A 10,575-nucleotide genomic window follows, 5' to 3' on the forward strand; every position below is an offset into this window, starting at 1 on the left:
CTTCTTTTCGTTCAGATCAAAAATCAAAAGAAAAAGTGTCGGGATTTTGTCCTGTTCGCTCATTTAAGTTTAAGGCATCGATCGTTTTCATTTCACTTAACGTTAGTTCGAAATCTGCTACTTCAATATTCGACTGAATACGTTCTGGTGTTACCGATTTTGGAATAACGATTAACTCATTTTGTAAATGCCAGCGAATAATAATTTGTGCAGGTGTTTTATTGTATTTTTTACTAATATGTTTAATGGATGGTTCTGGGAGCAGCCTTCCTCTAGCCAAAGGCGACCAGGCCGTTACAGCGATCTCATGTTCTTTACAAAATTTCCTAAGCGGCTCTTGTGTTAGACGTGGATGAACTTCGATTTGGTTTACCATTGGCTGGACATTCGCGGTAGCAAATATTTTTTCCAGATGATGCGCATGATGATTGGATACACCGGTTGCACGAAGTAGTTTTTCTTCATAAAGCCGCTCAATCGCGCGGTATGTATCAACAAATTTTTCTTCAACCGGCCAATGCGTCAAATAGAGATCTAAATAATCGAGACCAAGCTTCTCTAATGACTGTTCAAATGCACGAAGCGTTTCATCATACCCTTGATCGGAATTCCAAACTTTTGACGTAATGAATAATTCCTCGCGCGGCACTCCCGACAATCTAACCGCTTCTCCTGTCTCTGTCTCATTATAGTAAAGTTGCGCTGTATCGATCGCACGATAACCGGCTTGAATCGCATACGTAATCGCTTCAATCGTTTCTGCCGGATTCGTCATTTTATATACACCTAGTCCAAGTTTGGGCATTTCCACCCCATTGACAAGTGTTTTCGTTTCAGTAAATCGTTTTGTCATATGATGCTTCCCCCTTTTCCCCGTAAACGTCTCATTATGCAAGCACTTCTTTTTGCTTTCCTTTTATCTTTTTAAGTGTTAGTTGAGATGGAATTAAATAAGAAACTGTACTTGCGATGATTAAAATAATGGCTGCACTCCCGAAGGCAATCCAATGCGTATTAAATTGGTCGTACCCCCATCCCCCTAATAACGAACTAGCTGTCCCCCCAATTTGATGGCCAAAATAAGCCCAGCCATACAATATACCAAGCAAACGAACGCCATAAAGATCGGCTAAAAGAGCAGATGACAGTGCGATACTGCCTGCCCATACAACACCGGCAATTAAGGCAATTAGGTAAAGTTGGTAAACAGCCACAGCCCAAACTAAAAAAACAAAGCCCAAACCTCTAACTAGATAAATGGTGGCTAAAATATTTTTTCTTGGAATTTGATCCGCCAATCTGGCCAATACGACTGTACTCGGAATTGCCACCAATCCAATCAACCCAATGCCAAAGGAAGCGGTCATGTCAGAAAAACCATGATCAATCAACATAGGAACACCATGCGTTCCCAATAGATTCATGCTGTATCCACATGCAAATAGCCCTATACTAATTTGCCAAAAAGGCAATGTTTTGATCGCTTCTTGTACCGTAAGCTGTGGGTGCGGATCTTGTGATTTTACTTTACCCCTGACCGCATTTGGTCCTTCATCGGCTCCTTCCGGCACATCCTCCCGTACGATGAAAAGCGCTGTTGGCACGACGACCAATATAAAAGCAATCGCAAAAATGAACATTGTAAGCTGCCATCCAAATGTATTGATAAGCATTGAATTGACAGGCGTTATAATAGCAATTCCCCCCATTGAACCCGTTGCCAAGTAAAAAAGTGCCTGTCCCCTGCGTTTCACAAACCAGCGGGCAATGAGCGGCGAGATTGCTACGGGGCTTGTAAACGCCAAACCTAATGATAAAAAAATTCCAAAAGTAAACAGCAAGCCTACGAATGTTTTCGATAGCATTGTACCTATACATGAAATGAAGACGATCGAAGCGCCAATCATTAAAACCTGACGTGTTCCGAAACGTTTTTCCATATATCCAGCAATCGGCATCCCGACACCGTATGCAAACATTCCAACAGCAACAATCGTTGAAAAATCTGTTCGTGTCATGGCAATATCCGTAGTCATTGGCAATACAAATGGTCCAATCCCCATTCTCATCCCCACTGTCAGTAGTGTAAGGACTACAGACGCAATGACAATGTTCCAACCATAATACCAACCGCCCCTACCCTGTTTTCCCAAGATGCGACCCCCTCCCCCAAAATCCAATTCCTTTCTATTGTATCATAAAATAAGAATGAATTTTCTGTCACCTGGCAAATTGATTGTAAAGGAAGTCCGGGATTGCGGTTAGATTTTCATCAAGCAGAGGATCGTTTCGACATGATCGCGGAGATAAATAATGCGCCCGCCGTTAACAAATGGAACAACCAGCCAATGAGCGGAACAAAACTAACAACGCTTGTCACAAGACCAAGAATTGAGGCGAATCTTCCTTGCCTTTCACGAATAGAAAGCAAGAGCGTAATGGCATGCAAGACAAACATGACACCCAATGCCGAATAACCTGAACTAATGACGAAGGCACCGCCTATAATCGGAATCGCCAAAAATCCTTCTGCAATGCCCGTAATCCATTTCATGCCTGTTGAAAAGTTCATGTGATTTCCTCCATTTTTTCTTTCTTCTTTTATTTACGAATAGTGTGCACGGAAGTTTCAAACATCCAACATTGTCATAATTTATTCAATAGCATTTCAATTCTACTTGGTATAGGTTATACTAATAGTGGTATCAGTGATTTTATAGGAGGTACATCTAATGAAACTACTTCTAATGATCGGTGTAAGCTTCGCATTCTTATCGGCAATTTTAACAGGTGCTTATGAAGACAAGCCTGGTCAAGTTAAAAAGCCTGGTGCGAAACGATAATTGTAAAAATGGGATGACCTGAAAAGGCCATCCCGTTTTTTTATGTTAAATTCGGATAATCTTGCTGCCTTAACGCTTCGTAAATGAGAATCGCGGCCGTGTTCGATAAATTAAGCGAGCGGATTTTGTCATTCATTGGCAGCCGTAGGCAATGTGCTTCGTGCGCTTTCAATACATCATCTGGCAAACCTGTCGTTTCCTTCCCAAAAACGAAGAAAATATCCCTTTCTTCGTCCGCATAATTAAATGACGTATGTGGCTTTCTCCCATGCTTCGTTAAAAAATAAAAATCTGCATTTGGATAAGAGGAAAACAGCTTATCTATATTTTCATGATACGTAATATCAACGTGCTCCCAGTAATCGAGACCCGCTCGTTTTAACATTTTGTCTTCTGTCGAAAAACCGAGCGGCTTAATGAGATGCAGCTTAGTGCCCGTTCCCGCACAAGTTCGTGCAATATTCCCCGTATTGGCTGGAATTTGCGGTTCAAATAATGCGACGTGAATAGTCATTTCCGTAACTCCCCTACTTTTTCTTTCCAATTCGATCGCGCTTTCAATAATTCGGCACGTACGTCTGGCTCTTGTTCCGTCACCAAGGCTGCATCAATTGCTTGTTTACTCGCTTCGCTGCTTATTTCTCCCAGTGCCCACGCAATCGTTCCACGAATCACGGGTCTTGGATCTTCCTGCAGCAAATTGTTCAACATTGGAACGGCAGATTCATCTTTAAAATGTCCGATTGCAATAATCGCATTCCGCTGAATCGGATTCTTTCCACGCCAAGACCCCGCCACTTGTCCAAATTGCTCTTTAAACTGACGGTTCGATAGTTGCAAGATTGGCTGTAGAAGCGGCTTCGCAAGTTCTGGATCGGGCTCAAACGTTTCCGTACGATGCAAGTTATGTTTTCTTTTATTTTTTGGACAAACGGTCTGACACGTATCACAGCCATACACTCGATTGCCGATTTTTGCGCGAAACTCTTCTGGAATCGTTGTTTTCGTTTGTGTTAAAAATGAAATACAACGCTGTGCATTGATTTGCCCGCCTTGGATTAAAGCCCCTGTTGGGCAAGCATCTAGGCATAGCCTACAATCCCCGCATTCATCTTCCAAAGGAACGTCAGGAGCAAATGGAATATTTGTAATCATCTCTCCTAGATAAACATAAGAGCCAAATTCCGGTGTAATAATGGAACAGTTTTTTCCCGACCAACCAATACCTGCCCGTTCCGCCACCGCACGATCGGAAAGTTCTCCTGTATCTACCATCGAACGAAGCTTCGCCTCCGGAACCCGCTCATAGATAAACTGCTCCAACAGCGCCAATTTTTCTCGAAGAACGATATGATAATCCGTTCCCCAAGAAGCCCGACAAAAAATTCCCCGCCGCTCGTTTTTCTTTCCCTTTGGCGCATTTTCAATCTTCGTTGGATACGCAATGGCGATCGCAATAATACTTTCCGCCTGGTCAAGCAAGCGTGCTGGTTCTGTTCGTTTCTCTAAATCCTTCTCTTCAAAGCCAGATTGATAGCCAAGCTCCTGTTGCCGTTTCAACCGATTTTTTAATTCCCGAAAAGGTGCCGCCGTTGTAAATCCAATTTTGTCGATCCCAATAGACTGGGCATATTCTCGAAGTTCCCGCTGTAACCGAACAGCATTCACGCAGTATCAACTCCTTTATGCTAAGATGAGGTAAAACATGTATAAAAAGGATGATGTCATTGAACTTTGAAATCGATCCCAAGCTATTTGAAACACTCCCCAACTTGAAATTGGGCATTAACTATTATACCAAAATTATTGTATCAGAATCTCCTCAAATGCTAAAAGGACGATTGCAACTTTTTCAAGAACAGCTCTTTTTCGAACTAGAAGACAAGCCTTTGACAGAGTTCCCAGGCATCCAAGAATGGCGATCTGTTTGGAAATCATTCGGCGCAGATCCAAATCGCTATCGCCACTCTACTGAGGCACTCATGCGGAGGATCAAAAAACAAAATTATCTTTCACCATTCCACAGCGCCGTCGATTTGAATAATTTCTTTTCATTGCAACATGTCATTCCAGCAGGCATTTATGATGCCGATAAAATCATCGGAGATGTACACATTACAGTCGGTGGTGAAGAGGATGGCTATGAGGGATTAAACGGGCGTTTTAACTCCTTACACAATATTTTATTGTTAAAAGACGATTATAGCCCATTCGGCAGTCCGTTTGTCGATTCCATCCGCACAGCGGTCACCGAAGAAACAACAGAAGCGCTTCATGTCTTTTTCCTTAGACCATCAATGGAGACAGAAGACGCACTGGAAATGACAACCGCCACTGGAAAGATGTTTACAAGTATTAGCGGTGGAGATGTTCAATCGTTTGTTTTACACGAAGGGCAAACATCGATAAAGACGAAATGAAGATATTCAGCAAGAATTTAGCACATCACTACCCAAAAAATTACCCCGATCCACTTCCAATGGATCGGGGTTTTCTCTACTTTTATCCTTCTATTTCCTTCAATAAATTCGCCATTTCAATCGCGGAAGCTCCTGCATCCCAACCTTTGTTTCCTGCTTTTGTCCCTGCACGTTCAATCGCCTGTTCAATCGTATCCGTTGTTAATACACCAAAGATAACAGGTATACCTTCCTGCATATTAATGGCAGCGACACCTTTTGCCACTTCATTGCACACGTAATCGAAATGCGGCGTCGAACCGCGAATGACCGTTCCAAGTGTAATGACGGCATCATATTTTCCGGAAGCAGCCATTTTTTTTGCGACAAGCGGAATTTCATACGCACCAGGCACCCATGCAACTGCCACATCTTCGTCCGCGACACCATGTCTGCGGAGCGCATCCTGCGCACCGCCTACTAACTTACTCGTAATGAACTCGTTGAAACGTGCAACAACGATCCCAATTTTTAAACCTGTTCCAACTAAATGACCTTCATAAACAATTCCCATTACAACTTCCCCCTTAGCTATACAGTAAATGTCCTAATTTTTCTTGCTTTGTTTCCATATATACTTTATTTTCAGCCTTGACCGGCATTTGAATCGGCACCCTTCTGTTAAACATTTCGAGTGGACTCTTACAAGGAGATCGTCCGCCATAGTGACGTCGCCTTTGACTAAACACGACCTGTCAGTTTCTCTACGTAAGTACTGGCTCGGAATAATCCGAAATCTGTTGGTAACTAACTGCCTACAGCATGATCGTTCAATTTTTCTTGCTGCCGCCTGAATGTAATAAGATCTTGGATCGTCAGAATGACAAGATCATGTTTTTCCGCTACTTCTTTCAACTGGTGACCTCGTGCCATCGTTCCATCATCATTCATAATTTCACAAATGACACCAACCGGTTCAACACCCGCGAGCCTTGCTAAATCGACTGCTGCTTCTGTATGACCCGGCCGTTGTATAACCCCCCCTGCCTTTGCGATCAACGGAAACATATGCCCTGGTTTTCTGAAGTCGGATGCTGCTGCCTTCTCCTCAAGCATTTTCATGACCGTTTCCGAACGTTCAAATGCAGAAATTCCTGTATGACAATTTGCATGATCAATACTCACTGTGAATGCTGTTCCATGCGTATCCGTATTTTGATCTGTCATTAAATGCAACTCAAGCTGAGCTGCTTTTTCTTCTTCAATTGGAACGCAAATGAGCCCTCGTCCTTCAGTCGCCATAAAGTTAATCATTTCAGGAGTCGCATAACGGCCAAGCGCAACGAAATCTCCCTCGTTTTCCCGATCCTCATCATCGACAACAATAATGGCCTTTCCTTTTTTTAATTCTTCAACCGCTTTCTCTACAGTTGCAAACATCCAAGATGCCTCCTTAATCCAGAAATCCGCTGGCGGCCAAGCTTTCCATTGAAATACCGCTGTTCGCGTTTCTTTTATCCATTGTCATTAACCGTTCCATATACTTTGCTAACATATCGCATTCAATGTTCACACGATCTCCGATTTGCTTATGACCAATAATAGAATCATCTTGCGTAACTGGGATTAAAGAAATGATAAAACTATTGTCTGTCACACCAAAAACAGTCAATGAAGTACCATCGACCGCTATCGATCCTTTCGGTATGAGATACTTCAACAAGTCGGGCGATAGCATAATTTCCATATAAATTGCGTTGCTCTCACGTTTTCGTGCAATAATTTCTCCTGTAGCATCAACATGCCCACTGACAATATGACCGCCAAAACGGCTATTCGCGGCCATCGCACGTTCCAAATTGACAGTGCTTCCAGTCCGCAATGACTGAATTGTTGTCGCTTTTACCGTCTCAGGCATCACATCCGCCGTGAACTGTTCATCCGAATACGTTGCAACCGTCAAGCAGACGCCATCCACTGCAATACTGTCTCCTTTTTGGACATCGCTAAGCACTTTGCTGCAACGTATTGATAAAGTAAGCGAGTTGGCACCTTGTCTTATTGCTAAAATAGTCCCAACCTCTTCGACAATGCCAGTAAACAAATTTATTTGTCCTCCTTTTCCAAAAGTGAAGGTATTGATGCCGCAGATTCAAGTGTAAAAATAATTTTTTCAGCAGCGTCGTCTGTCACGACATTTGCTGTTTCCGGCGTCCTAAGATGCCGATCTAAAATAATTCGAATTGGATTCTTTCCACCATGGGGCAAACGGGTGGTGAGGAAAGGGTTATCACGAAGTACGGTTTGTACGCCGACTAAAATCGCATCATGGGTGCGCCGGAGGTAATGGACATCGTTCCTTGCAGCAGACGATATAATCCATTGGCTGTCCCTAATCCGCGTTGAAAGGCGGCCATCAAGGGTTGCGGCTGCTTTCAATATCACGTACGGTCTACCGTTTTTGCTAAAAATAAAAAAATACTCGATTTAATTGCTCTGCCTCTTCCGGTAAAATGCCTGTCACTACATCAATCCCAGCAACTCTAAGAAGACCAATCCCTGTTTTATTAACAGAAGGATTCGGTGAAGTTTGTCCTTTAGCATGACGTGCAAGATCAAGTGCAATTCTCATGTAATGTCTATGGTTCATCGGCATTCCCCCTTTCAGTAAATTGAAAAAGGGCAGAAACAATTATCTAAGTGCATACCTCTTCCCATTGATAGAAGTAGCACTTAAAAAGATTTTATCAAGCTTTACGTACAAGCTGCCAAACAACTTCTCCCATCCAGACTATCACTGTCGGTGCCGGATTTACACCAGCTCCACCGCCTTCCATAAGGGAAGGACGGGTCACGGACTGACGAGCCAAGCTCGATCACCGCCGGTAAGGAATTTCACCTTGCCCCGAAGAGTTTGTTAATTGTACCTATTAAAAGTAACACAACAAGTGAAAGAAATCAAAAGGATGTTGGACCTACTTCTAATAACAATTGAAATACAAAAAAGACATAACACAAAGGTTATGTCTTTTGATATACCCGAGGCCGGACTTGAACCGGCACGCCTCGCGGCATCGCATTTTGAGTGCGACGTGTCTGCCATTCCACCACTCGGGCAAATATTCATTTTTTAAATTATAAAAGTAATTGGAGGCGGCAACCGGAATCGAACCGGTGATAAGGGTGTTGCAGACCCGTGCCTTACCGCTTGGCTATGCCGCCTTATAAAAAAGTGGAGCGGAAGACGGGATTCGAACCCGCGACCCCGACCTTGGCAAGGTCGTATTCTACCACTGAACTACTTCCGCAAAAACTGGGGTAGCTGGATTCGAACCAACGAATGACGGAGTCAAAGTCCGTTGCCTTACCGCTTGGCTATACCCCAATGATAAATGGGGCGGCTGATGGGAATCGAACCCACGAATGTCGGAACCACAATCCGATGCGTTAACCACTTCGCCACAACCGCCATAATATAATTTTATTAAAGAAATTTTGATGAAAGTAATGGGGCGGCTGAAGGGAATCGAACCCTCGAATGTCGGAACCACAATCCGATGCGTTAACCACTTCGCCACAACCGCCATCATATTAAATTAATAGTAAAATGGCAGGGGCAGTAGGAATCGAACCCACACCAAAGGTTTTGGAGACCTCTATTCTACCGTTAAACTATGCCCCTATGTAATGGTGGTGGGGGACGGATTCGAACCGCCGAACCCGGAGGGAGCGGATTTACAGTCCGCCGCGTTTAGCCACTTCGCTACCCCACCAAGATGGTGCCGGCGAAAGGACTTGAACCCTCAACCTACTGATTACAAGTCAGTTGCTCTACCAATTGAGCTACACCGGCACGCTTATTAAAATGGTGGCTCAGGACGGAATCGAACCGCCGACACAAGGATTTTCAGTCCTTTGCTCTACCGACTGAGCTACTGAGCCACATTATGTATCTTTGAAAAAAATGGCGGTCCCGACGGGAATCGAACCCGCGATCTCCTGCGTGACAGGCAGGCATGTTAACCGCTACACCACGGGACCTTTTGGTTGCGGAGGCAGGATTTGAACCTGCGACCTTCGGGTTATGAGCCCGACGAGCTACCACTGCTCCACTCCGCGATAATAGTATTTGTTAGCATTTTTGAATACTACGCATTTGGTTTGTTCTGTGGATCTTTTCGTAATTTCCCTTTGGTAAATTACCCAAATCGCGATAATAGTATTGTTGGTATTTTTGATATACCACGCATTAAGTTTGTTTTGTGGCCTTTATGATAATTCCCCTTTGGGAAATTATCCAAATCACATTCTTCGTGATGTGATTTGCTCCACTCCGCGATAATAGTATCATTTTGATAATATGGTGGAGGATGACGGGTTCGAACCGCCGACCCCCTGCTTGTAAGGCAGGTGCTCTCCCAGCTGAGCTAATCCTCCATATAGAATTTTGATAAACTTCGCATTACTGCGTTAACTTCATTCGTTCTTGTTTTTTAAAAAATGGTGACCCCTACGGGATTCGAACCCGTGTTACCGCCGTGAAAGGGCGGTGTCTTAACCGCTTGACCAAGGGGCCATCTAATAAATATAAGTTAACTGGCGGAGAGCAAGGGATTTGAACCCTTGAGACAGCGTAAACCGTCTACACGATTTCCAATCGTGCTCCTTCGGCCACTCGGACAGCTCTCCAATTGGCTCCGCAGGTAGGATTCGAACCTACGACCGATCGGTTAACAGCCGATTGCTCTACCACTGAGCTACTGCGGAATAACATCATAAGTTGTTGATACACTCAGTATATAGCTTTGCGTGAACAGCCTAGCGTTGTCCTACTCTCGCAAGGGGAAGCCCCTAACTACCATCGGCGCTGAAGAGCTTAACTTCCGTGTTCGGTATGGGAACGGGTGTGACCTCTTCGCCATCAGCACTAGACTGTTTTCTCACAAGACAATTACTATTATATCAGGTTTGGTAATTATTGCAAGCGTTTTTTACAAAGTTTTTAACTTTATTCGCTCAAAACTGGATAAAATCGACATAAAGTTCACAATTAAGCAATTGAAAACAAGTACCTTTTTAAATGGTGTCCAGCCTCGGTGGTCAGATGCTCGGGTCATAAGCCAACCCGACTGCGTGGCATAAAGCGCCACTCCGTCGGTTCGTCTTATGCCTGTCGCATCTAGACGACCACCTCGGCATTTCAATTAGGTTAAGTCCTCGATCGATTAGTATCTGTCAGCTCCACACGTCGCCGTGCTTCCACCCCAGACCTATCCACCTCATCATCTTTGAGGGATCTTACTTACAAATGTAATGGGAAATCTCATCTTGAG

11 protein-coding genes, 16 tRNA genes, 2 rRNA genes and 1 riboswitch are annotated in these 10,575 nt (G+C 43.9%); of the genes, 1 reads left to right on the top strand and 28 read right to left on the bottom strand.

Annotated features, from left to right (window positions below):
* Positions 1–16: 16 nt before the first annotated feature.
* From AU377_RS13940 to queG, 5 genes are all read right to left on the bottom strand, one after another.
* Positions 17–853: an aldo/keto reductase gene (locus AU377_RS13940; protein ID WP_067408381.1), complete on the bottom strand. Its 837-nt coding sequence runs from the start codon at positions 851–853 to the stop codon at positions 17–19.
* Between the two features lie 34 nt (positions 854–887).
* The gene (locus tag AU377_RS13945; protein WP_067408382.1) at positions 888–2,153 is read right to left on the bottom strand and encodes an MFS transporter; all 1,266 of its coding nucleotides are present in this window, start codon (positions 2,151–2,153) and stop codon (positions 888–890) included.
* Positions 2,154–2,272: 119 nt separating this feature from the next.
* On the bottom strand, positions 2,273–2,572 hold the full coding sequence (locus AU377_RS13950) for a hypothetical protein (RefSeq protein ID WP_067408383.1): 300 nt from the start codon (positions 2,570–2,572) through the stop codon (positions 2,273–2,275).
* Between the two features lie 311 nt (positions 2,573–2,883).
* Entirely contained in the window at positions 2,884–3,357 is a 474-nt protein-coding gene (gene trmL / locus AU377_RS13955; protein WP_067408384.1) for a tRNA (uridine(34)/cytosine(34)/5-carboxymethylaminomethyluridine(34)-2'-O)-methyltransferase TrmL, read from the bottom strand.
* A complete protein-coding gene (gene queG / locus AU377_RS13960) occupies positions 3,354–4,511 on the bottom strand; it encodes a tRNA epoxyqueuosine(34) reductase QueG (RefSeq protein WP_067408385.1) in 1,158 nt (385 codons plus the stop codon). The genes trmL and queG overlap by 4 nt, the downstream gene beginning before the upstream one ends.
* Positions 4,512–4,570: 59 nt before the next feature.
* Here queG and AU377_RS13965 point away from each other — a divergent pair, with 59 nt between their 5' ends.
* Positions 4,571–5,263, top strand: coding sequence for a B3/4 domain-containing protein (locus AU377_RS13965; protein WP_253724499.1), 693 nt, complete (start codon positions 4,571–4,573; stop codon positions 5,261–5,263).
* An 82-nt stretch (positions 5,264–5,345) separates the two neighbouring features.
* On the opposite strand, the gene ribE (AU377_RS13970) is transcribed toward AU377_RS13965, so the two are convergent.
* From ribE (AU377_RS13970) to AU377_RS14080, 23 genes are all read right to left on the bottom strand, one after another.
* On the bottom strand, positions 5,346–5,816 hold the full coding sequence (ribE, locus tag AU377_RS13970) for a 6,7-dimethyl-8-ribityllumazine synthase (RefSeq protein ID WP_067408387.1): 471 nt from the start codon (positions 5,814–5,816) through the stop codon (positions 5,346–5,348).
* A 233-nt stretch (positions 5,817–6,049) separates the two neighbouring features.
* Complete coding sequence (ribB, locus tag AU377_RS13975) at positions 6,050–6,682, bottom strand: 3,4-dihydroxy-2-butanone-4-phosphate synthase (protein ID WP_067408388.1); 633 nt, start codon at positions 6,680–6,682, stop codon at positions 6,050–6,052.
* A 13-nt stretch (positions 6,683–6,695) separates the two neighbouring features.
* The gene (ribE, locus tag AU377_RS13980; RefSeq protein WP_067408389.1) at positions 6,696–7,346 is read right to left on the bottom strand and encodes a riboflavin synthase; all 651 of its coding nucleotides are present in this window, start codon (positions 7,344–7,346) and stop codon (positions 6,696–6,698) included.
* 2 nt (positions 7,347–7,348) lie between these two features.
* Positions 7,349–7,687 (bottom strand): RibD family protein, encoded by a 339-nt coding sequence (locus AU377_RS15790; RefSeq protein ID WP_067408390.1) that lies wholly within the window; start codon positions 7,685–7,687, stop codon positions 7,349–7,351.
* A 19-nt stretch (positions 7,688–7,706) separates the two neighbouring features.
* A complete protein-coding gene (locus AU377_RS15795; protein ID WP_067408391.1) occupies positions 7,707–7,892 on the bottom strand; it encodes a hypothetical protein in 186 nt (61 codons plus the stop codon).
* Between the two features lie 120 nt (positions 7,893–8,012).
* A riboswitch (FMN riboswitch) is annotated at positions 8,013–8,159 on the bottom strand.
* A gap of 119 nt (positions 8,160–8,278) precedes the next feature.
* Positions 8,279–8,359, bottom strand: a tRNA-Leu gene (locus AU377_RS13995).
* Between the two features lie 31 nt (positions 8,360–8,390).
* Positions 8,391–8,464, bottom strand: a tRNA-Cys gene (locus AU377_RS14000).
* Positions 8,465–8,475: 11 nt separating this feature from the next.
* Positions 8,476–8,550: transfer RNA gene (locus AU377_RS14005), tRNA-Gly, on the bottom strand.
* A 5-nt stretch (positions 8,551–8,555) separates the two neighbouring features.
* Positions 8,556–8,627: transfer RNA gene (locus AU377_RS14010), tRNA-Gln, on the bottom strand.
* 8 nt (positions 8,628–8,635) lie between these two features.
* Positions 8,636–8,711, bottom strand: a tRNA-His gene (locus AU377_RS14015).
* 39 nt (positions 8,712–8,750) lie between these two features.
* Positions 8,751–8,826: transfer RNA gene (locus tag AU377_RS14020), tRNA-His, on the bottom strand.
* 24 nt (positions 8,827–8,850) lie between these two features.
* Positions 8,851–8,924, bottom strand: a tRNA-Trp gene (locus AU377_RS14025).
* Positions 8,925–8,930: 6 nt separating this feature from the next.
* Positions 8,931–9,015 (bottom strand) — tRNA-Tyr (locus AU377_RS14030).
* Between the two features lie 4 nt (positions 9,016–9,019).
* Positions 9,020–9,095: transfer RNA gene (locus AU377_RS14035), tRNA-Thr, on the bottom strand.
* 13 nt (positions 9,096–9,108) lie between these two features.
* Positions 9,109–9,184 (bottom strand) — tRNA-Phe (locus tag AU377_RS14040).
* A gap of 23 nt (positions 9,185–9,207) precedes the next feature.
* Positions 9,208–9,283: transfer RNA gene (locus AU377_RS14045), tRNA-Asp, on the bottom strand.
* A 3-nt stretch (positions 9,284–9,286) separates the two neighbouring features.
* Positions 9,287–9,361: transfer RNA gene (locus AU377_RS14050), tRNA-Met, on the bottom strand.
* 242 nt (positions 9,362–9,603) lie between these two features.
* Positions 9,604–9,679 (bottom strand) — tRNA-Val (locus AU377_RS14055).
* A gap of 64 nt (positions 9,680–9,743) precedes the next feature.
* Positions 9,744–9,818, bottom strand: a tRNA-Glu gene (locus AU377_RS14060).
* Between the two features lie 21 nt (positions 9,819–9,839).
* Positions 9,840–9,931: transfer RNA gene (locus AU377_RS14065), tRNA-Ser, on the bottom strand.
* 3 nt (positions 9,932–9,934) lie between these two features.
* Positions 9,935–10,009 (bottom strand) — tRNA-Asn (locus tag AU377_RS14070).
* Between the two features lie 49 nt (positions 10,010–10,058).
* Positions 10,059–10,174: ribosomal RNA gene (rrf, locus tag AU377_RS14075) — 5S ribosomal RNA — on the bottom strand.
* A gap of 273 nt (positions 10,175–10,447) precedes the next feature.
* Positions 10,448–10,575 (bottom strand): 23S ribosomal RNA (locus tag AU377_RS14080); the annotation flags it as partial.

The sequence above is a fragment of the Sporosarcina sp. HYO08 genome, from assembly GCF_001563475.1.
Taxonomy (GTDB): domain Bacteria; phylum Bacillota; class Bacilli; order Bacillales_A; family Planococcaceae; genus Sporosarcina.

Bases quoted from the DNA above. Each gene is read 5' to 3' on its own strand.
- AU377_RS13950 (WP_067408383.1), bottom strand. From the start codon at position 2,572: ATGAACTTTTCAACAGGCATGAAATGGATTACGGGCATTGCAGAAGGA.
- AU377_RS15795 (WP_067408391.1), bottom strand. From the start codon at position 7,892: ATGAACCATAGACATTACATGAGAATTGCACTTGATCTTGCACGTCAT.
- ribE (WP_067408387.1), bottom strand. From the start codon at position 5,816: ATGGGAATTGTTTATGAAGGTCATTTAGTTGGAACAGGTTTAAAAATT.
- AU377_RS13940 (WP_067408381.1), bottom strand. From the start codon at position 853: ATGACAAAACGATTTACTGAAACGAAAACACTTGTCAATGGGGTGGAA.
- trmL (WP_067408384.1), bottom strand. From the start codon at position 3,357: ATGACTATTCACGTCGCATTATTTGAACCGCAAATTCCAGCCAATACG.
- ribB (WP_067408388.1), bottom strand. From the start codon at position 6,682: ATGTTTGCAACTGTAGAGAAAGCGGTTGAAGAATTAAAAAAAGGAAAG.